This is a genomic window from Paenibacillus sp. RS8 (genome assembly GCF_041956825.1).
GTDB lineage: Bacteria > Bacillota > Bacilli > Paenibacillales > Paenibacillaceae > Paenibacillus_AQ.
This window is the reverse complement of record NZ_CP168131.1, coordinates 360,063-382,221: the sequence shown is the minus strand read 5'-3', so window position 1 is coordinate 382,221 and position 22,159 is coordinate 360,063. Positions and strand designations below refer to the sequence as shown.

At 44.1% G+C, this 22,159-nt stretch carries 22 protein-coding genes and 1 other annotated feature; of the genes, 10 read left to right on the top strand and 12 right to left on the bottom strand.

Going from position 1 to position 22,159, the window contains the following annotated elements; translation table 11 throughout:
- Nucleotides 1-64: 64 nt before the first annotated feature.
- From ACDZ28_RS02765 to ylbJ, 4 genes are all read right to left on the bottom strand, one after another.
- Nucleotides 65-1,504 (bottom strand): S41 family peptidase, encoded by a 1,440-nt coding sequence (locus ACDZ28_RS02765; protein WP_341115013.1) that lies wholly within the window; start codon nucleotides 1,502-1,504, stop codon nucleotides 65-67.
- 20 nt (nucleotides 1,505-1,524) lie between these two features.
- Nucleotides 1,525-2,709 carry a copper amine oxidase N-terminal domain-containing protein gene (locus ACDZ28_RS02760; protein WP_375103956.1) on the bottom strand — a complete coding sequence of 395 codons (1,185 nt, stop codon included), beginning with the start codon at nucleotides 2,707-2,709 and terminating at the stop codon, nucleotides 1,525-1,527.
- Between the two features lie 147 nt (nucleotides 2,710-2,856).
- On the bottom strand, nucleotides 2,857-3,660 hold the full coding sequence (locus tag ACDZ28_RS02755; RefSeq protein WP_042130925.1) for an NAD kinase: 804 nt from the start codon (nucleotides 3,658-3,660) through the stop codon (nucleotides 2,857-2,859).
- 76 nt (nucleotides 3,661-3,736) lie between these two features.
- Entirely contained in the window at nucleotides 3,737-4,999 is a 1,263-nt protein-coding gene (gene ylbJ, locus ACDZ28_RS02750) for a sporulation integral membrane protein YlbJ (RefSeq protein WP_042130924.1), read from the bottom strand.
- A gap of 412 nt (nucleotides 5,000-5,411) precedes the next feature.
- On the opposite strand from ylbJ, the gene ACDZ28_RS02745 reads away from it, so the two are divergent.
- A complete protein-coding gene (locus tag ACDZ28_RS02745; RefSeq protein WP_042130923.1) occupies nucleotides 5,412-5,795 on the top strand; it encodes a globin in 384 nt (127 codons plus the stop codon).
- 36 nt (nucleotides 5,796-5,831) lie between these two features.
- Nucleotides 5,832-6,542, top strand: a complete 711-nt coding sequence (locus tag ACDZ28_RS02740; RefSeq protein ID WP_339288034.1) for a DUF2225 domain-containing protein — start codon at nucleotides 5,832-5,834, stop codon at nucleotides 6,540-6,542.
- Nucleotides 6,543-6,633: 91 nt separating this feature from the next.
- On the opposite strand, the gene ACDZ28_RS02735 is transcribed toward ACDZ28_RS02740, so the two are convergent.
- Together ACDZ28_RS02735 and ACDZ28_RS02730 are read right to left on the bottom strand one after the other, a co-directional pair.
- Nucleotides 6,634-6,864: a hypothetical protein gene (locus tag ACDZ28_RS02735; RefSeq protein ID WP_042130921.1), complete on the bottom strand. Its 231-nt coding sequence runs from the start codon at nucleotides 6,862-6,864 to the stop codon at nucleotides 6,634-6,636.
- Complete coding sequence (locus ACDZ28_RS02730) at nucleotides 6,861-7,052, bottom strand: YycC family protein (protein ID WP_042130920.1); 192 nt, start codon at nucleotides 7,050-7,052, stop codon at nucleotides 6,861-6,863. Before ACDZ28_RS02730 ends, ACDZ28_RS02735 begins: the two co-directional genes overlap by 4 nt.
- A gap of 118 nt (nucleotides 7,053-7,170) precedes the next feature.
- Here ACDZ28_RS02730 and ACDZ28_RS02725 point away from each other — a divergent pair, with 118 nt between their 5' ends.
- Both ACDZ28_RS02725 and ACDZ28_RS02720 read left to right on the top strand, forming a co-directional pair.
- Nucleotides 7,171-8,970 (top strand): M3 family oligoendopeptidase, encoded by a 1,800-nt coding sequence (locus tag ACDZ28_RS02725; protein WP_375103955.1) that lies wholly within the window; start codon nucleotides 7,171-7,173, stop codon nucleotides 8,968-8,970.
- 364 nt (nucleotides 8,971-9,334) lie between these two features.
- Nucleotides 9,335-9,733 (top strand): O-methyltransferase, encoded by a 399-nt coding sequence (locus ACDZ28_RS02720; protein ID WP_375103954.1) that lies wholly within the window; start codon nucleotides 9,335-9,337, stop codon nucleotides 9,731-9,733.
- Nucleotides 9,734-9,992: 259 nt separating this feature from the next.
- Here ACDZ28_RS02720 and ACDZ28_RS02715 read toward each other — a convergent pair whose 3' ends face one another.
- On the bottom strand, nucleotides 9,993-10,223 hold the full coding sequence (locus ACDZ28_RS02715; RefSeq protein ID WP_042130917.1) for an alpha/beta-type small acid-soluble spore protein: 231 nt from the start codon (nucleotides 10,221-10,223) through the stop codon (nucleotides 9,993-9,995).
- A 207-nt stretch (nucleotides 10,224-10,430) separates the two neighbouring features.
- Entirely contained in the window at nucleotides 10,431-11,405 is a 975-nt protein-coding gene (locus ACDZ28_RS02710; protein WP_076119513.1) for an aldose 1-epimerase, read from the bottom strand.
- Nucleotides 11,406-11,539: 134 nt separating this feature from the next.
- Nucleotides 11,540-11,779: a binding site (T-box leader), on the top strand.
- A gap of 61 nt (nucleotides 11,780-11,840) precedes the next feature.
- Here ACDZ28_RS02710 and trpS point away from each other — a divergent pair.
- Nucleotides 11,841-12,827: a tryptophan--tRNA ligase gene (gene trpS / locus ACDZ28_RS02705; RefSeq protein ID WP_076119512.1), complete on the top strand. Its 987-nt coding sequence runs from the start codon at nucleotides 11,841-11,843 to the stop codon at nucleotides 12,825-12,827.
- A 1-nt stretch (nucleotide 12,828) separates the two neighbouring features.
- Here trpS and ACDZ28_RS02700 read toward each other — a convergent pair whose 3' ends face one another.
- Entirely contained in the window at nucleotides 12,829-13,017 is a 189-nt protein-coding gene (locus ACDZ28_RS02700; protein WP_042130914.1) for a hypothetical protein, read from the bottom strand.
- A gap of 108 nt (nucleotides 13,018-13,125) precedes the next feature.
- A complete protein-coding gene (locus ACDZ28_RS02695) occupies nucleotides 13,126-14,127 on the bottom strand; it encodes a metal-dependent hydrolase (RefSeq protein ID WP_042130913.1) in 1,002 nt (333 codons plus the stop codon).
- A 241-nt stretch (nucleotides 14,128-14,368) separates the two neighbouring features.
- Between ACDZ28_RS02695 and cyoE the strand changes: the two genes are divergently transcribed.
- Together cyoE and ACDZ28_RS02685 are read left to right on the top strand one after the other, a co-directional pair.
- Nucleotides 14,369-15,301, top strand: coding sequence for a heme o synthase (gene cyoE / locus ACDZ28_RS02690; protein ID WP_042130912.1), 933 nt, complete (start codon nucleotides 14,369-14,371; stop codon nucleotides 15,299-15,301).
- 17 nt (nucleotides 15,302-15,318) lie between these two features.
- Nucleotides 15,319-15,942, top strand: coding sequence for an SCO family protein (locus ACDZ28_RS02685; protein ID WP_231573923.1), 624 nt, complete (start codon nucleotides 15,319-15,321; stop codon nucleotides 15,940-15,942).
- A 192-nt stretch (nucleotides 15,943-16,134) separates the two neighbouring features.
- Here ACDZ28_RS02685 and ACDZ28_RS02680 read toward each other — a convergent pair whose 3' ends face one another.
- Both ACDZ28_RS02680 and ACDZ28_RS02675 read right to left on the bottom strand, forming a co-directional pair.
- Entirely contained in the window at nucleotides 16,135-16,482 is a 348-nt protein-coding gene (locus ACDZ28_RS02680) for a DNA primase (RefSeq protein ID WP_339291464.1), read from the bottom strand.
- A gap of 131 nt (nucleotides 16,483-16,613) precedes the next feature.
- A complete protein-coding gene (locus tag ACDZ28_RS02675) occupies nucleotides 16,614-17,798 on the bottom strand; it encodes an MFS transporter (RefSeq protein ID WP_339288028.1) in 1,185 nt (394 codons plus the stop codon).
- 270 nt (nucleotides 17,799-18,068) lie between these two features.
- Here ACDZ28_RS02675 and ACDZ28_RS02670 point away from each other — a divergent pair, with 270 nt between their 5' ends.
- From ACDZ28_RS02670 to ACDZ28_RS02660, 3 genes are all read left to right on the top strand, one after another.
- Nucleotides 18,069-18,506, top strand: a complete 438-nt coding sequence (locus tag ACDZ28_RS02670; protein ID WP_042130909.1) for a hypothetical protein — start codon at nucleotides 18,069-18,071, stop codon at nucleotides 18,504-18,506.
- A 62-nt stretch (nucleotides 18,507-18,568) separates the two neighbouring features.
- Nucleotides 18,569-19,714, top strand: a complete 1,146-nt coding sequence (locus ACDZ28_RS02665) for a transglutaminase-like domain-containing protein (RefSeq protein WP_339288026.1) — start codon at nucleotides 18,569-18,571, stop codon at nucleotides 19,712-19,714.
- 266 nt (nucleotides 19,715-19,980) lie between these two features.
- Complete coding sequence (locus ACDZ28_RS02660) at nucleotides 19,981-22,056, top strand: penicillin-binding transpeptidase domain-containing protein (RefSeq protein WP_339288025.1); 2,076 nt, start codon at nucleotides 19,981-19,983, stop codon at nucleotides 22,054-22,056.
- The last annotated feature ends 103 nt before the right edge of the window (nucleotides 22,057-22,159 follow it).

The window sequence follows — 22,159 nt, the reverse complement described above, 5'->3', positions numbered from 1 at the left end:
TACAACAATAAAGGCAGCAACCCTCCATCTCTGGAGAATTGCTGCCTTTTCATATCGTTATGGATTATTTTACAGATAATTTCAATTGCTTCTGTGTAGCATTGTAACTCCACACGAGTGCGGGGAACTTCTTCTTAAAGGCATTTAATTCAATGTAGGTCTCACCATTCTGGGATAGCGCCTCTTTGGAGGAAATCGTAAAGCCAGTGGAATTGCCTGCTCCGCTCTTTACGATGACCTTTTTATTCTTGGCATCCCATGTGACCTCACCCTCGATAAGTGCAGCCAGCACAAGCGAAGAAGCATAAGTTTTATCGCCCTGCTTCACAAGACCGACATTACCAGCAAAAGGAACGCCATTGATATTTAAGATGTGATGATCTCCGGTGACTTCTAAAGTCTTCATTCCAGCAATCTGCAGGGCGGTAATCAGCTGTGCGGTTTTGCCTTTAACCTCAATATCCGGTGTAAGACCGATATGATTAAAGTCTTCTTTCTTAGGGGTCAGATATTTCTGCGTGGTTAATTTCAGCATGTCGCCATTAGACACCTTAATTAGGCTTTGAATACGCGCTTTGCCGTAAGAGCGAGTGCCTACGACAGTTGCCAGCTTGTTGTCACGCAGGGCCCCAGTAAGAGCTTCAGATGCACTTGCAGTATATTCGTTGGTTAGAATTACGACGGGTACACCGATTTTGCTGCCACTAGTAATCGTTACAGGAGTTAATGCGCCACTTTGATCAGAGGTATACATCATAATGCCTTTATCCATAAAGCTAGAGGCAATGTTGTATGCCGAATCCATATAGCCACCCAAGTTATCACGTAAATCTAACACCATGGATTTCATTCCTGCTGCACGCATCTTCTTCAGCATAGCAGCGAATTCTTCATCAGAATTCTGGGTGAAACCACTGAGCGAAATATAAGCAATCTTCGGTCCAATGAGGGTTCCAAAAACGGAAGTCGAATTTAATTCATTTCGGGTGACAACATAATTTTTAGAGACGCCATTTCTGAGAATCAATAAGGTGACCTTGGTGCCTGCGGCTCCACTGAGTTCGGTATCATCCGTTTCGTCAACGGGGATTCCGTTAATTTTGAGAATCGTATCTCCGCGTTTCAAGCCTGCCTTTTCTGCAGGAGAACCTGGAGAAATTTCTTCAATGTAGAGCTCTGTCGGCGTATATTGTAATTTAACACCGATGCCAACGTATTCGAGATCAACCGCATGTTCAAATTGCGCCGCTTCCTCGGAATTGAAGTATTGGCTGTATGGATCGTCCAGTGTGTTCACCATGCCGTCAATGGCTCCGCGAATCAAAGTATTCTTATCTACATCTGAAAGGTTATAGTTCTCTAATAGCTTCATTACTTCATTAATAAGATCACTGTTGTCTGTAGAAGCTTGAACGGCATCTGCAGCAGAGGCTACAGGAGCAAATGTAATAGATAAAGCCAGACAGCTGGTTAACAGTGCGCTTATTACTTTTTTCGATTTCATGGAATCAAACACCCTTTTTATTAGGATTTCACAAGTTTATTGTAGACGTTATATGTGTTATCGATTGTCCATACACCGGTATCCGACTTGGATAGAATGTAGATAAGGCCCTGCTCATAAGTCTCCTCTTCACTAGCTTCCTTGTCTTTGCTTTCTACATATATCGCTGCTTCTTTGGCACTGTAAAAATAGACATTTGAAATGCCTGGAGTATAGGTAATATCGTACGAAGTGAAGAAATCATCCAAATCTGCCTTGAGAGAAGAATCATATTCTTCACCATATGAAGTCATCGTGGAAAGAACTGCTGTAAGATTCTCTTCGTTCATTGCTTGATAATACTTGGTAATAGTTCCTTTAATAGCATCGGCATCATTTTGAGGGATGTTGGCTGCTGTTTTTAGGGCTTGTTCACGAGTAAGGAGAATGGTCGAGCTTTGGGATTCCACGGATGATATCTTCCAGCTTCCATTCTTGCGGACCAGGGTATATACGTATTCATCCTCTGTATCTGGAGTATAAGCCCCACCTGTTCTGCGAGAACTTTCAAGCGTATACACAGTGGCTTCGTCAGCTTTAAGGTCGAGGATTTCCAAACTATCAATAGTATTCTTTATGTCAAAAGCTTTAAAAGATTCATTGAGCTCTGCCACTGATTCCGGGTAAGAGGAATCCGAATCAATAAGGGAGTAGTAGCTAGTCGCTTTTTCTTCATTGAAATACTGATTAGATAAACGGATTAATGCTGTAATGGCTGCTTCGTCCTTATCTTTGGAGACAGGAGTAGTAATCTGTACACTTCTACTGGTGGAATTCCAGACGGCTGTGCCTCCTGTTGCCTCAGCGATAAAACGCAAAGGGATGTATGTAGTGCCAGCTGATGAGACTGGTGCGGTCGTTAATTTTTTAACGGTTCCGTTAACAGTTGCGCGGTTGCTGCCAATCTTGAGGGTAATTGCAAGATTTGTACTTTTACCTGTTACGGTTCCAGTCTTGGCATCCCAGAGAACTTGAAGTCCAAGCTTCTCAAAGACGACCCGGAAAGGTACGAGTACAGAATTGTTCGCTAAGTATGGAGATCCAGCGGTGAAGGAAACCTTACTCCCGTTAATATACACGTCAATCGGTTTTGAAGCTGCAAAAGCCGGGACCGCTAGTATAAGGGCCAGTAGACTTATGCTAAAGAGGGATAATAATCTTTTCAACAGTACTCTCTCCTTTTATGTAACTCTTTGTAAAATAGCCTCATTATACCATTTGACTTCTCTCTCTGTCTATCAAATGGTGTTAGTTTTGTCACACAAAAGAGCCGGAGATACGGATATCTCCAGCCACAAAAAAATGTTAAATTCTTAAACCAAAAAGGCTTCACGGACACGGTTCCAGAATGGGAAAGGACGGTACCTGGCGAAACTGACTTTCTTGTCCGATACTTGGCAGCGTACTGAAATCAGGTCGTCTACCGGGATATTGTTATGATCTATCGTCAGTAGTAAACGCTGATCTTTACATGAAAGAATATCGCAATGATGATGCTTCGGCAGAAGCAATGGCGATCCCATTGTTCGGAATACACGGTTGTTAATGGAGGCGATTTCGGCAATCTGCAGCGCCTCTATAGATGGGTGAACCATGGCTCCCCCAAGGCTTTTGTTATAGGCCGTGCTACCAGAGGGAGTTGAAATACATAGTCCATCACCTCGGAACATTTCGAAGGTGACATCATTGATGTCAACTTGAATCATTATAGTTCCATCCACCCCTTTAAGGGTAAATTCATTTAGGGCTATGTGGGACGAAGAACCGGATTTCTTGTGAATTTCCAGCTCAAGTAACGGATATTTTACGATTCGGGGTTTCTGTGGCTCAGAATCCTCGGTTCCGCACATATAGTCGATTAAGGTGGGCAGCTCTTCCGCTTGCCAGTCCGCATAGAAGCCTAAGTGCCCTGTGTGGACACCTACGAAGGCTAAATTGGGAACTTGATCGATAAAAGTATGAAAAGCGTGCAGCATTGTGCCGTCTCCGCCAATAGAGATGACGATTTCGGGAGACTCGGCATCCAGTTGCAGGTCCCGCTCCGCCGCCAGCTTGTGAAACTGCTCGGCAAGTTTGATTGATAGTTCATCACCGCGGTCCAGAACATAATATCTCAAGATGTACAGGCTCCTTTTGTATATTTCAGTCATACACCGATCATAATCAATCTTGACCCGGAACACAATATGTTAATCAACTTCGCCGTATCCAACGAATCATTGCAGTGAAAGCTGGGAGAAGCAGGGAGACTAAAATCGCAGCACTTAATAAAAGGCTCAGCAGAGCGAGGCTTGCAGTGATCCCCGTGGCAGAAGGTGTAAAGGCAATAGAGGCAGGCAATGATACCCATGCAGTAGACAGCCCTGTGTCCATCACAGGGTTCCAGAGCAGCAATACGAGTCCTGATGCGAGGAAGGCGTGAATTAGACGTGCAGTCATAAATGGCAGATACCGAATTCCGGTGCCATTCAGGATACTGGCTACCTGGGCATGTACAGATAAACCGCCCCAAGAGAGGATGAAAGCAGCTGCGGCAACCTTGAACTGAAGCGGGATGGAAGAAGCAGCTTCACCCGCAGAACGGGCACCGATAGTAACTTCGAAGAATCCGCTGATCAGAGCCTGGGCCAGTTCGGGGGGACCACCCACAAGGGAAATAAGATGTCCGGTCAAGCTAAAGAGTGAGGATAGAATTCCTGCGCGGGCAAGCAGTTCCATTAGTACATTGAAGAATACAACCAAACCACCTACGACAATAATAAGCTTTAGTGAGGACTGGATGGCACCTCTTAATAGCTCCCCGAAGCTTCGCCCATCTTTGCGCCGAGCTTCCTCCATGGCAAGTAGTGCTGCATGGATTCTTCCAAAACCTTTTTTGGATGGAGCAGAGGGGGCGGCAGAACTAGTTGTGGATGGGTCTTGAGATGGGGATCTCTGTTCTTTGCGTCCATGGAACGACATTAGCAAGCCAACAATCAAACCGCTCCCGTAGTGGGCGAGAGCTAGGATGAGCCCCAATGATGCATCTCGAAAAAATCCGACGGACACTGCACCCAACAGAAAGATTGGATCGGATGAGGTTGTGAAAGCGACTAATCTTTCCCCTTCCACTCTGCTAATCAGATTCTGTTCCCGCAGCTTAGCGGTTAATTTAGCGCCAACAGGATATCCTGATACATATCCCATTGCAGCGACAAACCCACCGCTACCTGGTATACCAAAAAGAGGACGCATCAACGGATCAAGCAAAGCGCCAAAGAGATGAACAATCCCTAAGCCCAGCATGATTTCGGAAATGACGAAGAATGGAAATAGGGAGGGGAATAACACATCCCACCAAATGGCCAAGCCACGTAAGGCTGCGCCAAGGGACGCCTCCGGATGAAACAGCATTAGCAGCATACAGCCCGCCAATGTTAATCCCAGCAGTGGGCCGCCAATCTTTTTTAAAGTCATAATTAACGCCTCCTGATCTATGGTTAGATGTATGCGAAAAGAAGGACAAACAGCACAAAAAAAATAAAGGAAGCGGTTACATAAATCTGTGCTTTTTCGCTTGAGTTATGATATTATGTAAATAAGGAATGCACCCTCTGTTACAAGAATAAATGGGATGGAGTGATGGCGATGAGCGTTGTAGCCGGAGTTCTCGTTTGTGCTTTTGTATATGTGATCCGGGTCTCTCTCGTCCCTGCAGGTGATGAGGAATTTCGGACCTACTGACAATAATCTCCAGACGCTAAACTAAAGTTTAGCGTCTTTTTTCTGCCGTTTAGGGGCACTTTCGACGGATATCCGGGCAGTGCTTTTTTTTGGTATAATAAATTAAGAAACGTTTCATTAATATGGAAGAAAGCTGGTAACCTCGATGAATCCAAATGAGAGTATATATGAGAACTTAGGGGGAGCTGAGGCATTACATCGTTTGGTGGAAGTGTTCTACGCCAAAGTACAGCTTCATCCGCAGCTAGGTCCGTTATTTCCCGAAGACATTTCTCCTGTTCTGGAGAAGCAGTATCAATTCCTAACACAGTTTTTTGGCGGTGGCCCACTGTATTCAGAATTACATGGACATCCCATGATGAGAGCAAGGCATATGCATATTCCCATTACTCCAGAACGTGCTGAAGAATGGCTGCAGTGCATGAAAGAGGCGCTTGTGGAGACTGGTGTAGAAGAGCCGCTGCGTTCCTTCGTGCTTAGTCGCCTTGCGGGTCCCGCACATCATTTTGTTAACATGCCCCAGGAATAATAAGGGACAGGTTGATCCTGAAAGGAATGAGAGTACTTGCCAGACTTAATACCCCTATATTCTATTAAGGTCAAATGTTGCAATTGTGAACATGAATTCTCAACCTCTCGCGTACGTCCTAGTCTGAAAAAGGCTATTCGCCGCGATGCTGATTTTTGTGCCTATTACAAAAACGAGAATCCGGATTATTATGTTGTACGCGTCTGCCCGAGTTGCGGGTTTGCCTCTACAGAAAATTCAGCGGACAAGCTGACGGAGTTGCAGCGAAAGGCATTTAATGAACAGGTAGGAAAACGCTGGAAGAGCCGTGACTTTGGGGATAAACGAAGCTGGGAAGCTGCACTTGAGACCTATAAACTTGCACTTCTATGCGCTCAAAGCATTAACGATAAGGATCGGATTATTGCAAGTCTACTGCATCACATTGCTTGGTTGTATCGATATCAAGGGAATACAGAGCAAGAACAACGCTTTTTGCGTTATTCATTAGATGAATATGTGAAGGTGTACGAAAAAGATGGAATAGGCGGTAATGATGCCCGGCTCATGTATCTGATTGGTGAGCTTAATCGGCGCATCGGAGAGTTCTCTGTGGCTGTAATGTGGTTCTCCCGTCTGATTAATGATCAGAAGATTATGGATGCTGCGATGATTCGGGCTGCCAGAGAGCAGTGGGTTGTGCTAAGAGAACAAATGCGCGGTGAAGCCGTAGATGTTGATGCCGATGGATTGCCTTCAGGTTCTTAAAGTTTACGAACAACAAAAAGCGCAGAAGAGAGTAATGCTCTCGTCTGCGCTTTATAAAAATGTTAATATTGGGATTCAGATGACCTTTTATTTATCGAACTGCCCGATCGAATAGGAGGTAATCTCCGTCGTTATCTACAACTGTGGGGCTGGCGCTGCAACATGGGAAGACAAGCAGTTTTTTCTTGCCGTCACGAACGATTTGCAATTCTTTTGGCTTCATAGGAAGAAGGACATTCTCCGAGTTGCAAAAAGGGCAGTACTGCACATACATATCGCCTAAAATAATGTCATAAGGCCAGGTATGACTAAAGGGAATCATTGTGAATCCTTCCCGGAAGGAGACTCTTCATTTCCATCCTCAGCTTGCGGTGAATTCTGCTTTTTGGATAGCTCAGCTATTTTTTGTAGCAAAATATGTTGGGGCATATGCATCAAGTGTTCCAGTGGAACGCCTAGTTGCTTGGATAACGTAATGGCTGTTTCCGGTGAAATTTGTAGTGGCTTCATATGGATGCCCTCCTAAAGTTTATCGGCTATGAATGTTCCGGTATCGTTATTCACTTTACCATGGTGTTAAGTCAATTACAAAGAAAACCAAATGAGAGCAAAGGAATGGTGAGTACAGATGAAACAACCATTATCACTGACTTGGGAACTTGATTCCATATTTCCTGGAGGATCGTCGTCTTCTGAGTTAGAAAGCTTTTTAAAGAATCTTGAGCAAGATATTGCAGCTTTACAGGGTCTGGTGAAGAATGCTGTAGCTCCAACGGATGTTGAGTCTACCAAGGCGCTGGACGAGGTTATAGAACTGCTACAGAGCTGTTCAGGAAGACTAGTGGAGGTATCTTCCTTCGCAGACTGTCTGGGCGCTCAGAATCAACTGGACAAGGGTGCAGTAAGACTGGCGGCCCGAGTGACAAGCATGCGTGCTGGATTCGAAGGCATCAGTTCACAATTCAGTAATGTGCTTCGTCAGACTACGGACAAGGTATGGGCAGAATGGATGGCTCGTCCGGAGATTGCTCCTTTAACGTTCGTGCTGAGCGAGAGCCGTGATTTGGCCCGTGAAAAGATGAGCCCAGAGCTGGAAAGCTTAGCGCTGGAACTAGCTGTTGACGGATATCATGGATGGAGCGGGCACTATGATACGATTGTAAGCTCGATTAAAATCCCGTTTGAGGATGAAGAAGGAACCAAGCTACTCTCCGCAGGTCAAGCTTTTAACAAGCTAGATGATCCTGATCCGAAAGTACGTCAATCCATGTTCCGCAAATGGGAAGAAGCATGGACCGAAGCAGCAGATAACTGTGCGGATACCTTGAATCACTTAGCAGGCTTCCGTCTGAAGCTTTATAAAGGAAGAGGTTGGGAAGATATTCTGAAAGATCCGCTGAGCATCAATCGTATGTCACAAGATACTTTGAATGCGATGTGGGACGTGATTACGAATAGCAAGCCTGCACTCGTGGGCTATCTTCAGCGTAAAGCAAAGCTGCTTGGGCTGGATGCTCTCTCGTGGGTAGATGTCGAAGCACCTGTGGGCAAATCTTCAGGTAAAATCCCATATGATCAGGCTGCTAAAGATATCGTTACCCAGTTCCGCAAATTTAGTCCGAAGATGGCCGAGTTTGCAGAGCGTGCTTTTGATAATAACTGGATCGAGGTTGAGGATCGTCCGGGGAAACGTCCTGGAGGATTCTGTACATCCTTCCCTGAGAGCAAGGAATCACGGATATTCATGACCTATAGCGGCACAACCTCCAATGTTTCAACCTTGGCGCATGAGCTGGGGCATGCTTATCATTCTTATTTGCTGGATGATCAACCTGTATTTAATCAGAACTACGCTATGAACGTTGCAGAGACTGCTTCAACCTTCGCAGAGGTCATTGTGTCTGACGCTCAGGTTAAAGCCGCTAGCAATGCTGAAGAGAAGCTGGCGCTGCTTGAAACGAAGATTCAGAACAGCGTTGCTTTCTTTATGAACATTCACGCTCGATTCTTGTTCGAGACTCGTTTTTATGAGAAACGTAAGGAAGGCCTTGTAAATGCTGAAGAGCTGTCTGAATTGATGGTGGAAGCACAGAAGGAAGCTTTCTGTGGGGTGCTTTCAGAATACCATCCTCATTTCTGGGCTTCTAAACTGCATTTTTATATCACGGATGTGCCGTTCTATAACTTCCCTTACACCGTAGGTTACATGTTCAGCACAGGCTTGTATCGACTGGCCCTGCAAGAAGGAGCTTCCTTTGCGGATAAATACGATAGCCTGCTGCAAGATACTGGTGTGATGACTTTAGAGAATCTGGTACTTAAGCATCTGGGTGTGGATCTGACGAAGCCGGACTTCTGGCAAGGTGCTACAGATCTGATTGTAGCTGACATTAATGAGTTCTTGGAAATGACGGAGCACTTAGTTTGAAAAAGTCAAAACTAAGACATATTTTACGGTAGAAAAAACAACGGAATTTCAGTATGAATACGCAAAAGCCCCTGATGCAGGGGCTTTTTTTAAGGGCAAAATGTCGAAAAAACACGGTTTATAAAAACTAATATACAATAATTCTATGGATTTCGCGCATATATAGGGATAATAACCCAATTTTGCCGAATAATGTTGTTTACCTTTTATTAGTAACCTATAATGAGTCTTAAGCCTTATATAAGGCGAAACTAGAAAAATCACTCAGCTAGCTCACAAAACAGAGAAAACGCTTACAAAAACAGTTTTGTACGAAGTCAATTCGGATGAAACAAAGTCTCACAAAACTTTTAGGAGGAAAAGTATGCTTAAGACAGAACAGCTATCATTAGCAAGACAGATGGACATGGTATTTAAGGAGCTTCAGGAAGAATTATCAGGATTAACTTCTGGTACGGTATTTGTGCAAATACGAAATAACATGATTGGCAAATTCGGTATACGGCATAATCCTCTTTCTGGGCGGAGTGGGGGGTTCACTGATGTGAAAGAAGGGATGACAGATGGACAGCAATCTTCTTTTCGACTAATGGCGCTGGAAAGCCTGAAGTACAAGCGTCGTTGGACACATGGTGAGATTTCTTATGAATTTGCCATTAGACAGGGTATGGTGATTGTAGATGCTACGCTGGAGTCCAATTACAATATGGCCAACTTGATGATTCGTTCTCCTCGTAATGCCTACGCTGAAAGTTCCGAATAATTTTTTGGTTAAGCGTTATTTACATAAACTTTATAGTTCATATTAAAAATAAGAATTTATATGCTTGCGTAATAAATTATCCTTCTCCTTCTCGCAAAAAATGGAAACCGACACTAAAAGGACGGTAAGACCGTTTTTTCTTGTGAAAATCAAAAACCCTCCCACAGCTTCAGAAAGAAGTGTGAGAGGGCTCAAAAGCTACTCGGTTTTAGGCTTTTTTAATATGCCCTAGCCGGATAAAACACTTAAGATAACGTTGTTACTGACGACCGGACAGTTGTTGTTCTGCCAGTTGTACTAGACGTTTAGTGATGTAACCGCCCAGAGAACCAGTTTCGCGAGAAGTGTAGTTCCCGTAATAACCGTCAGCTGGGATCGTTACTCCAAGCTCCTGTGCTGCTTCATATTTCAACTGTTGCAATGCCGCAGTTGCTTGAGGAACGACCAGGTTATTGGAACGGCTGCTACGACCTTGACCTGCTTGACCCATGTGTGTCACCTCCTTCGCCCGTTGTGAAGATAGTATGAGCGCTAAGAGGTTAATTCATGCATCCCTTCGAAAGGTTTTAAGGCTGGTAATTATTAGTGAAATAAAAGTGAGGATAGGATAGAAATTCTTTGTTGCTAGGTATCATACAAAAAAATCGGTCTTTCCTTACGTAATCGCAAGGCAAGACCGATATAATGTATATCTGCTTTAAATCTCAGGATAAATCATTTCCAGCAAGGTGGTCAGATTCTGACTCTGTCCGGGTTCTATCGTTAAGAGGCCTGTGAAGGAAGCGTCATCGGATACATTCGGTGCATTTGCGAGCCATGTATAGGGTTCAATGCACAGAAATTGATCTGCTGGTCCTTTGGTATATAGCACCCAGTGACGGAATAGATTCTCGTCAGCGGTATAACGGAGGCCATAACCATCATCGCGTAATAATAGGGCTTCTACAGGCTGTTTCTCTCCAATGCGAAGAGCAGTATCAAAATTAGTTCCCTGCATGTTCATTCCGGTGTTCAAGGCTTCCAGATCACCAAGTGGAATTAGATTGCCGCTAGGGAGCAGTTCATCGTTCAGTTCATAAATACTATTTACTGGGAGTTTAAGATTCCAGCGCTCAGGTTCTCCATCAATCATAAACCAGGTGTGATAACCGATCCCAAAAGGAATTCGATGATCTCCGAGATTTGTAACCTTTAAAGTTTGGGTAAATCGGGCTTCCTGAAGCCTAAATGTCATTTCGAATTTAAGTGGGATAGGGAATTGTTCCATCCAATGTGGATCATCTTCCGTTCGGAATTCAGTAGTGACCGCGCAACCATCCTCATCTTCTTCAATATCGCTGACACACCAGGCCTGAGTTCGGTGTAGACCATGAATATGATTGTCATTAGCGGTATTCTGGTCAAATTGATAACTTGTACCGTCGAACTGAAATTGGCCCTTACGAATTCTTCCGGGTGGAATTAATAGCGGCATGCCAAAATGGTAAGGTTTTTGCATAAAGAAAGCTTGATCGCTTTCATCAGGCCGCCGTAGAATTTCCCGTTGTTTCTTAACATCAAACAATGAAATCACGTTATTTCCTAGTCGCGGCAAAAGCGTGACTTCCAGTTCACGGCTGTGCAAAATATAAGTATCATAACCGCCCCACTGCCCTTTGGTCACCTGTTTCATGAGATATGCTCCTTTATCGTAACTGTAATCGAATAGAACATGGATAACCTTATCATAACAGATTTATACCGTAGTGGTTAAGTGATTTGACAACTTCTCTTTATGGTTCTATGATGAAGGCATTAATTCATGATGATAATGTGATGACGGGGATAAGTAGGCAGGTATTGTACCTTCAGAAAGCCGGTGGTTGATGCGAACCGGTAGGACACTCCTGATGAATGGACCCCTGAGCGCCGAGCTTGAACGGGAGCTAGATGCCCTAGTAGACCGGCCGGATCTTCTCCGTTAACGGAAGACGAAGGCTGTTTTCTTCTTGTCTTAACAAGATTAAGCAGCGAATAAGGGTGGCACCACGGTCTCACGTCCCTTGCGGATGAGGCTTTTTTTGCGTTCTCGGAAACTTAGAAATTACATCAAACGGAGGTCTCTATTATGAAAAAAGTAATGTCAGGCATTCAGCCGAGCGGTTCACTTACACTGGGGAACTATATAGGAGCACTGAAAAATTTTGTGAAGCTGCAAGATGATCATCAATGTTTCTTTATGGTTGTCGATATGCATGCGATCACTGTAGCTCAAGATCCAGCGGCGCTACGTGAGCAATCAGAGTCTGTAGCGGCTCTATTTATTGCAGCAGGAATTGATCCTGCACGTTCTAATGTTTATATGCAGTCGCATGTGCCGCAGCACGCTGAACTAGGCTGGATTATGACGACACTTACAGCGATGGGCGAGCTGGAGCGTATGACCCAGTTTAAAGATAAATCATCAGGTAAGGATTCTGTCGGCGCTGGTCTTTTCGTCTATCCTTCCCTGATGGCAGCAGATATTCTAGTTTATAATGCGGATCTTGTGCCGGTAGGAGAAGATCAGAAGCAGCATTTGGAGTTGACTCGTGATTTAGCTGGGCGCTTCAATAATCGTTTTGGCGAATTCTTTACCATTCCTGAGCCATTTATCCCAGAGGTTGGCGCACGAATTATGTCTCTAGATGATGGCACCAAAAAAATGAGCAAGAGCAATCCAAACGCTGGAAGCTATATTGCTCTGTTAGATTCACCGGACGTAATTCGTAAAAAAATCAGCCGTGCAACGACTGATTCTGGACGTGAAGTGATCTTTGATCCGGCTAATAAGCCAGAAATCAGTAATTTGATGAGTATTTATTCTGAGTGTTCTGGAATGACACTTCAGCAAATTGCCGATCGTTATGAAGGACAAATGTATGGCGGCTTTAAGAAGGATCTTGCTGAAGTGGTTGTTTCCACGCTTGAGCCTTTACAACAAAGATATAATGAAATTCGTAGCTCGGGTGCGATCACAGATATTCTTGCTGAAGGAGCTGGTCGCGCACGTATTGTTGCAACAGAGACGCTGAATGGAGTTAAAGAGCGGATGGGATTTCTGCCAGCTCGTTAATCTAATCAGCGCTTAGGCTTTCCTGTTTGCGTCTGATCTTGGCTTTGAGGATAAATCCCCAGCCAATATTCATAACACAGAGAAACCCGAGCAGAAGTGCCAACCAAAAGCTATAGCTGATCGCGATTGAAGCGGCTGTAAGAATAAGAATAGAAGAACAAGCGAACCAAAGTGAAAGTCCTTTACCCATTAGGAGAGCCTTCCTTTCTATGTCTACTAAAATGAATCCCGGAGTATGATAACCATACTCCGGGATTTTTTGTGATTATAGAATAGATCTCTGCGTAAGTCTACAGTTTCATCGTAAAGAACCGGGATCAATGGAAAATCGTTTATCGAGCTTCTCGCTGCTAAGCCAACCTACATACGTATTTAAAGGTCGATATTGATTGTCCATCACTAATACAGCCACAAATGGGTATTGTTTGCGGTGTAAATAACGCACGTCCCCCCAGCGCACCATATATCCTGAAGGAAGTTCCTCCACTTCGGCTACTGCATAAGAGGTGAAGTATAGAAAAGACTGAATATCAGGGTGCGACTTGGATATCTCCACAGCGGGATGATTCGAGCAAACAGCATGTTTGAACCATTCCAGACGGTTATTCACTAACTGCCCAACATTATAGCTGCCATCTTGTTTTACTTTTACTACGTTCCAGCGCTTTAGTGAAATTGTAGGGATTACAATATAACGTTCGCCGACATTATGATGTAAATCCTTAAGCTTGATATTACGCGTAAGGCGAGCGTGAACGACGGTTCTCCAAATATAGTAAAGAATAGTACAGGCATAAAGCGTAATAAATAAAGGTTGCGGTGGAACGATACCGGTGATCCAGAGAAGGATGGCAGCGATATGGCTACCAAATATAAACGGATCAAAAATATGGATGATGTTCCAGGCAATCCATTTCTCCGTGAATGGACGAGCAGCCTGAGTTCCATAGGTATTAAATAGATCAGAAAATACGTGAACACCTACACCAATGAAGCTCCATAGCGCAATATGGCTTAGGGCTTGTAAATCAGTAAAGCCGAATAAGGGCCCTAACACGAAGGAAATCAGGGCGGGCCATAGAATTAGAAAGGGTAGGGAATGTGTGATTCCTCGGTGGTTACGAATATACAATGCATTGTCCTTCAGTCGCAGCGCAGTATCAGCATCAGGAGCCTGAGAGGCGAGAACCGTTGCCAGCATAACAGCTCCGGCCAGTTTCGGATCAGAAGCAACGATGGGATCAACGAAGGAAAGCCCAGCTAAGCCTAGGCCCATAACTAAATGTGTAGCAGTATCCATTGGTCAGTTCTCCTTTGTTGTTCGGAAGTTCTCTATTAATAATTACCCAAATACAGCTCAGGTTATTAAGGGGATTGCAATAAATATAAAATAATTATTGTCACGTAATTGTCGAATTCATGAACTTACTGCCCCATGACTGTCAAAGTCTTCACGGGTTTGTTATGATAAAGTTAACAGCGAAGTTTTAAATGCTTCGGCTAGAACGTTAGATGTTCGTTTAGAAGGAGGATCATTAGGTGTGGACAATCATATAACATTTCAAGCTTCTTCCGACTCAGCAGCTATGTCTGCAAAATCTCCACCGGAAGGTGCTGGCTGGCGTGATTTCATTACCGTAACAAAACCCGGTATTATCCGATCTAACCTCATTGCGGCCTTTGCGGGATATTGGCTTGCCTCAGGTTGGGATGTTAATTACGGCAGGTTAGTTCTAACTCTGCTAGGAACAATGCTGGTTATGGCTTCGGCCTGTGTTTTTAATAACTATTTCGACCGTGACCTGGACATGAAGATGGAAAGAACCCGTGAAAGGGGGCTTCCTACAGGACGACTGAAACCAAACATTGTATTATTATACGCCATTGGGCTTGGTATTGCAGGTTTGATCGTACTGTTTGCTTTTTCGGGTATGCTTGCCGGTCTGTTTGGAATTGTTGGCATGTTCGTTTACGTTGTAGTATACACGCTTTGGTTGAAGCGGACATCAACATGGAGCACCTCAGTAGGTGCAATTTCTGGGGCGATGCCTCCGGTAATTGGTTATGTCGCGGTTTCAGGAAGCGTTGATCTAGGCGCTTGGCTGATTTTTGCCATGTTGTTTTTATGGCAGCCTCCTCACTTCTGGGCTTTGGGTATAAGACGTAAAGAAGAATATAGAGCGGCAGGATTTCCATTGCTACCTGTAGTTAAAGGAACGCGGCGTACGAAATTTCAGATGATTCCTTATGTAGCCCTTTTGCTGCCTATTCCAGTGTTAATGTACGCCTACGATTACGCAGGCATATTTTATCTAATCATTTCAACAGCGTTGTCCTTGGCTTGGTTAGTATTGACCTTGATGGGCTTTAAGGCTAAAGATGATGAAGTCTGGGCGAAGAAGAACTTCCTCTTCTCCATTAACTACCTGACAGTTAGTTTGATCGTACTTGTATTAAATACGATTCACGGTTAAGAAGAGGGAGGGTATACGTGTCCGTGCAGACCTTTAAGCGTTATAAATGGACTTGGCTTCTGCTATTACTTGCTTTGATTATGGCTGGTTATCTGGCAGTTAACTCTTTGAATTTAGGAAAAGAAAAACTGCCAGTAATCGGAGAAGTACAGGACTTTTCTCTTGAAAATGTGAATGGAGACCAGATTACTCTGGCTGATACACAAGGTAAAGCACGGTTGGTATACTTCTTTTTTACTCAGTGTCCGGATGTATGTCCTATAACTACGTTTTTGTTATCTCAGACTCAGAAGATTTTGGTTGAGGATGGCAGCTTTGGTAAAGATACGGAGTTTGTCTCTATCTCTTTTGATCCGAAGAATGATACTCGGGAAGCTATTAAGACGTTTGCGGACCGTTTTCAGGCGAATTATGATGGATGGTATTTCTTGCGGGGAGATCAGGAAGAAGTTCGTAAGCTGGCGACTGATTCTTTTAAGGTACTAATCGCGGGGAATTCCAAAGAAAATTTCGTACATGCCAACCGTATAGCGTTAGTTGACCGAGACAATCGTCTTCGTGCATTGTATGACGCAGGTGATACGGAGACCGTAACCCCTGAATTTCTTGCGGCTCAGCTGAAGGAATTGGCTCGGGAATAGAACATACCGATCACCAAAGACGCCTTTTTCGAATACCCCTTTTTGGAAGGGATAACGAAGAAGGCGTTTTTTAAAATAAAATATAAGAAAATATAAGAAAATATAAGTTTCACGCTATATAGTATCCTTATATTTCTCACATAAACGCTTATCGTCCTTATAAGGACGATAAGCGTTTATGCTTGTTTCAGCTTAAAAAGGAAGGGGTTCAGGATAGACGATGAAATCTTCCAATCCAGCTTTCTCAAGCTGAGTGATATTGTATTCATCGGGCGTACCCTCCACCCCAGCATATCCGCGACGAGTATAGATGTGACCGGCATCGGGGAAAGCATCACGGAGAACACTGCGTATTTTTTTGCCAGAAGAGTCGTTATCCAGATAAAGGTACACTTCTCCATCCCCTACTTGTTGCCGAAGGGACTCTAATTTAAGTGTATTTAATGTGCCAAAGGTACATAGGATTTCTACTTCCGGTACCAGCACACGCCGTAATCTGCTACGATCGTTTTTGCCTTCGACAATAATCGTAATGGACATTAACTGAAAATCACCTCCGGAAATGGGCCCAAGCTTCAGACTCATTATAGTTTACCGAAGGATCGTCATTTTTAACAACCGTTTGTGCAGGAAAGTCTTCATTCCCCGGGAAATGTCGTAAAAACAAAGAATCATGCGGCTCGCCCGTTCCATTTGGAAGTGAGGTCAGATAGTTTCCCTGTATTCTTAGGCGGGAGCAGAAGCAACGCGACCATGAGCAGTAGAAAGGCTATGAAGTAAGGAGAAACGAATCCCCTTAGCTGTCCGGCGGCTACGGGTCCAGCGAATGCACCAAGTGACATGGCAATCGACTGCAAGGAGAAGGTCCGACCCATTCGACCAGGGCCGCCTAGACTAATGAAAAGTGATGCCATTGCAGGGAATAACACTCCTTTAGCCGCACCAAGCATAAAGAGAATAGCGGCAGTCGGAATGGTGTGGAATGAAGCGAGTGCAAAGAAGCAGATGGCCATTCCCAGTAATGCCGCTGCAATTCTTCCTCCCGGAGAAAGACGGTTCAGGAAGAGCATGCTGAGCGTTACCAAAGCACCTAAACTAAGGAGTGACAGTAGGATGCCTGTGGAAAGAATGCTGTTACTGCCTGTTTGAGACAGTGGGAGCTCGAAAAAGAGCACGCCTTGTGAACAGGAAACGAAAAAAGGTAACAGGTAATAACGTTTGGATACGAGATCATCATCTTTCGGCGGAATAGAAGGCTTAGCAGGGATTTTTGGTGACTGAGCTGTGCTTAGCGGGCTTAATGTACGTCTTGAAGGCGCAGGTACACTGAAAAAAGCCATGACTCCTGTTGCGATAAGCAGCCATCCAAGTGTGGTGAAGGTGCCAGAGTAGCCGGCTTTTGCTACAATAAAAGCTCCCGCTGCAGGGGATACAACTGAAGCTAAAGTATGAACGATACCATGTCCGGACATATATTTACCTTGCTCTGTGGCATCCGATGACAATGAAGCCAGCAGTGTCATGCATGCTGGAGAAAGGAAGGCGAGGACGAATCCACTCGCTGCTCTTAGCATTAGCAGATGCCATGGAAGCTGCACATGAGCCTGCAGCAGTAAAATAGCTCCCGCAGCGACAAGGCTGAAGACGATGTAGCGGCGGGAGCCGTTACGATCGACGAGTACGCCTGCAAGCAGATTGCCGGGAAGGTGGGTCAATGAGTACATGCCCATCATCCAGCCAATAAAGGTGGGTCCCGCACCAAGAGAGATGGCAAAGGGTGTAAGGACAGGATACTGAGCATGTAAATCGAAGAAAGCCAGAAAGAGAAATAAGTATAGCCACAGCGCAGTTTTCACAGGGAAACACCTCCAAGAGCCACCTACAGCACAAGTTAACGCAGGACGGCTTAATAATGAAGAACAAAATTAAAGCACTACTTGTACTTTACGTGGGACAGAGAGGGCTTATACCGCTTTTTTAAATCGTTTAGTAGGGTATACCTTTCGCGGAGGGTGGAACCATGAATTATGATGGGCATTCATGTATAATAATTAATATTGGCGTTATGTCTATGGGAAGTGAGAATCCTTAGGACGAAATTAGGTGATAGGGGTGTTGTGAGGTTGATGGATCCAGAGGTGTGGTCACAGTTTATAAGGGAAAATTGGCTAGTTATTGTTATTGCGCTTGTCCTGCTGTTTGCGGTTGTTAATTTGGTCAAAACCGTTCTGAAATGGGCGATTGTCATTGTTATCGTTGTAGGTTTATTCATCTATAGTGGTGTTACAATGGACCAAATTGGTAACGCTGTGAATAAGGTGGCGGATGGAACAGTAAGTACGCTAAAGAAGGAAGCGCAAGAGGTTATGCTTAAAGAAGCGCAGGATGCGAAGTATACTTCAAATGGAGATGGGACATTTACGATCACAACCCCAAATATTGAAGTGAAGGGCGCAGCGGGTGAAGATAAAGTAGAGGTTACTTTCCGTGGCGTTAGTCTTGGGAAGTGGAGTGTTACAGATACGACAAAAACATTTATCGAGGAAGCCCAAAAACATAAGTGATAGGCTTGAACTCAAAAAATATAACAGCCGAGCAAGCAGGCGATCGAAAGGAGTGAGCGGATATGATAAACGGATGGATGGCTAGTGTGAGTGATGCTAATATCATCTCCATCGCCCTCCTGCTGGTTGTAGTCTTCTCACTATTGCAAGGCTGGAGCAGAGGCTTCTCAAGTGCCACCGGAAGATTATTTGGACTGCTGGGAACAGGATTATTTACTATAGTATCTTTAGTACTAGCTATCCCAGCTGCGGCTTACCTGAATCCTTATGTAGAGAATTGGGCGTCAGGGATTAGTTTGCCTGATACGAAGCTTACCCAGTGGCAGCAAATTTATTATACGGCAGTGTCTGTGCTATCGGAATCCCCGCTAGTTCGGTTTCTGCTGTTACTCCTGATTTCTTATATGTTGATTCGTATGCTCCTGGGATTGTTATCCATGTTGCTTCCTTTTCCGCAATTACGGCGTACTAAGAAATTTAAAGATAGAAAGATTACGCAAGTAAGCCGAATGGGAGGAGCAATTGTTGGATTAATTATCGGCTTAACTCGTAGCCTGGTAATTGTTCTTGCTCTTTTTATCTGTGTCGGATTAAATCCAGAGAGTGGGTTTAGCCGTTATGTGGAGTCATCTCCAATCTATAGTCAAAGTGCTGCCGCTGTATTTGAACCTATTGTTGGGGAGACCGTGCAGAAGAAGCTCCCTATCCTGACGAAGACCGTTGCAGCTGAGATGAATGATATTCTTCGCAGAAAATATGAGGTTATCGATCACGAAATTCCTCAGGATATTATAGGAGCAGCAGAAGACATTGCTGGACAAGCACAGGGCGAAGAAAAAAAAGCCAGACTTCTCTATGATTGGGTAGGTTCGCGTGTAACTTACGATTATGCCAAAGCTGATAATTATTTGCAAAACAAGGTCTGGCATGAACAGACACCACAGGATACATTCGACACTCGGCAAGGGGTGTGTATAGACTATGCCCGATTGTACGCAGTGATGGCCCGTTCACAGGGCTTACAAGTACGGGTTGTAACAGGCCAAGGGTATGACGGACGTGGCGGTTATGGTGCACATGCTTGGAATGAAGTATATATAAGTGATCGGCAAGCGTGGATCCCATTGGATCCGACTTGGGCGAGCAGTGGAGATTGGTTCAATCCGAAGGACTTTGATGAAACTCATATAAGGGAGAACGCCCTCTGAGTGAGGGCGCTGAACTCCTTGGGTGTGGTACAATAAACTCAAGTTACAACAGCTCTACCTTAAATGCGAGTGCTACGCTTACAATAAGCAGCTTAGAAATCACCTTCATCATGAGAGCAATGTCGCAGGTAACGGTGTGTCAGACATTAAATATAAGAAAGTATAAGGTTTACGCTATACTTTATGTCTTATATTTCTCGCTTAAACACTTACCATCCTTATAAAGATGAAGAAGGCGTTTATGCTTGTAGAAGGGGAGAAAGCTGGTGAGCTTGTTTGGTAAGCTGCCCCCGCCTAAGGACGGGATATCTTCAAGAAATTCTGTAGGTCTGAGACTGAATATTTTTTTCTTTGGCACTTTTTTTGTTTTTTGCATTATTATTGTTCGTCTTGCAGGTTTGCAATTTACTGAGGGAGCACTGTTGTCTGAAGAAGAAACGAATCGGGAAACGAAAATTGTTCCGCTCGCAGCGTTGCGTGGGATTATTTTTGCTGCCGAAGGAGAGCAGATTGCCTTTTCAACACCTACGGAATCACTTTACCTTACATTAACTAAGGATTACACAGCTAGAACAACAGATAAAGTAACAGGGGAATCCTCATTTACGGAGAAGGCGAAGAACAAGTCTAATGCGCTTGCGGCAAGACTTGCGGCTGATTTTGCTGAATATGGAGATCCCAATGCACCTAAGCTTACTCAGAAAGATATCTTGGATTTATTAGATTTAGATTTCAAGAAATATTTAGGGTATGTACCGCGGCGAATTAAGACTGGATTAGTTCCAAAAGAAATAGCCTATTTCATGGAGCATAAGGACGATTATCCGGGACTTAGCATCGTGGAGGAAAGTCTTCGTCACTACGATAAAGACACGGTGGCGGTTCAAACGGTCGGCTTTGGGAAGCCTTTCAAATCGACTGAAGACATAGCGCTATACAAGAATATTCGTAGTGCTATGAAAAAAGATGCTTCGCCTGGCCTTATGTATAAAGCAGAAGAATACGTGGGATTTGACGGTCTGGAAATGCAGTATCAACGAGAGCTGCGAGGAGAAAATGGTTATCAGGTCATTTCGGTAACCCCTCAGAATATGGCTGAGAAGGTTGAACAGAACGTTGCTCCTGTAAAAGGTAATAATATTTGGATGACCATTAATAAGAAGATTCAGATGAAGACAGAACAAGCTATATTGGATCAGATCAAATGGCTACATGCCAATGCTGTTCAAGGTGAGACACATCCGGATGCTTTAACAGGATACGCCGTAGCAATGGAAGTGGAGACTGGAAATATCGTCGCTATGGCAAGCATGCCGGATTACGATTCGAATGTGTGGACCAAAGATTCCTTACCAACTACTGTTTGGAATAAAATCATGAATAACCATCTGAATGGTACAATTACTTCAAATTCGTCTGGTAGATCAGGTCATGATTTTAGTTCACTTGTGTTTATGGGATCTACGATTAAGCCATTAAGTGTGTTAATTGGTTTGAACGAAGGTTTTTTTAATACATCAACAACTTACACAGATGTGGGCATTACCTATTTCGGTAAGGATAATAAATCTTCCGTAAGAAATTCATCGGGTCACGTATATGGTTCACTACGTCCAGCAAAGGCGATTACAGATTCCTCTAACGTATTTATGGTCGATATGGTGGGCAAACAGCTTTACAAGAAATATCCGGGGGATAAAGGCATTGAGGTTTGGGACGAATATATGAAAGAGTTCGGATTGGGTGTATCTACGAAAAGTGGACTCCCAGGTGAATCACCGGGCCAGATTAACTATACTGATCTTAAGGCCGCAGGCAGTTCGCAGGCTGCTCTGATCTATGCTTCTTTTGGTCAACAAGGCAGCTATACTACACTACAGCTTGCCCAGTATGCAGCTACCCTTGCTAATGAAGGGGTACGTATTAAGCCTCAGCTCGTTAGTAAGATTACGGATGCGCAAGGTAAGGTGGTTAAGGAATTTCAAAGAGAAGTGCTTAATAAGGTAACGTTTAACAAATCCTACTGGAAAGAGATCAAACAGGGGATGAGTAGTAAAGTTAGTGCCTTTGATGATTTTCCTTATGATTTTGCACGTAAGACAGGTACCTCTGAAAAAACAGACAGAAAAAATATAAACCGCGATAATGGGGTGTTTATTGCCTTTGCCCCGCGAGAAAATCCGAAGCTGGCCGTAGCGGTTGTTATACCTGAAGGCGGCTTTGGCTCCAACAGCGCTGCTCCGGTGGCTCGAAAGATTTTTGACGCCTACGATTGGGAGTACGGGCTCGATGGTGTGCCAAAAAAGAATGTAACTCCTGTGACAGAACCCATTCAAGAATAACAGGCTTATTTCAAATAAACACGCCTTCGGCGTCCCTAAAGGACGGTAAGCGTTTATGCGAAAAATATAAGGATAATGTATAACGTGAAACTTATAGTTTCTT

Bases quoted from the DNA above. Each gene is read 5' to 3' on its own strand.
- ACDZ28_RS02765 (WP_341115013.1), bottom strand. From the start codon at position 1,504: ATGAAATCGAAAAAAGTAATAAGCGCACTGTTAACCAGCTGTCTGGCT.
- ylbJ (WP_042130924.1), bottom strand. From the start codon at position 4,999: ATGACTTTAAAAAAGATTGGCGGCCCACTGCTGGGATTAACATTGGCG.
- ACDZ28_RS02745 (WP_042130923.1), top strand. From the start codon at position 5,412: ATGAATCCAAATGAGAGTATATATGAGAACTTAGGGGGAGCTGAGGCA.
- ACDZ28_RS02735 (WP_042130921.1), bottom strand. From the start codon at position 6,864: ATGATTCCCTTTAGTCATACCTGGCCTTATGACATTATTTTAGGCGAT.
- ACDZ28_RS02730 (WP_042130920.1), bottom strand. From the start codon at position 7,052: ATGAAGCCACTACAAATTTCACCGGAAACAGCCATTACGTTATCCAAG.
- ACDZ28_RS02725 (WP_375103955.1), top strand. From the start codon at position 7,171: ATGAAACAACCATTATCACTGACTTGGGAACTTGATTCCATATTTCCT.
- ACDZ28_RS02720 (WP_375103954.1), top strand. From the start codon at position 9,335: ATGCTTAAGACAGAACAGCTATCATTAGCAAGACAGATGGACATGGTA.
- ACDZ28_RS02715 (WP_042130917.1), bottom strand. From the start codon at position 10,223: ATGGGTCAAGCAGGTCAAGGTCGTAGCAGCCGTTCCAATAACCTGGTC.
- ACDZ28_RS02710 (WP_076119513.1), bottom strand. From the start codon at position 11,405: ATGAAACAGGTGACCAAAGGGCAGTGGGGCGGTTATGATACTTATATT.
- trpS (WP_076119512.1), top strand. From the start codon at position 11,841: ATGAAAAAAGTAATGTCAGGCATTCAGCCGAGCGGTTCACTTACACTG.
- ACDZ28_RS02700 (WP_042130914.1), bottom strand. From the start codon at position 13,017: ATGGGTAAAGGACTTTCACTTTGGTTCGCTTGTTCTTCTATTCTTATT.
- ACDZ28_RS02695 (WP_042130913.1), bottom strand. From the start codon at position 14,127: ATGGATACTGCTACACATTTAGTTATGGGCCTAGGCTTAGCTGGGCTT.
- ACDZ28_RS02680 (WP_339291464.1), bottom strand. From the start codon at position 16,482: ATGTCCATTACGATTATTGTCGAAGGCAAAAACGATCGTAGCAGATTA.
- ACDZ28_RS02670 (WP_042130909.1), top strand. From the start codon at position 18,069: ATGGATCCAGAGGTGTGGTCACAGTTTATAAGGGAAAATTGGCTAGTT.
- ACDZ28_RS02665 (WP_339288026.1), top strand. From the start codon at position 18,569: ATGATAAACGGATGGATGGCTAGTGTGAGTGATGCTAATATCATCTCC.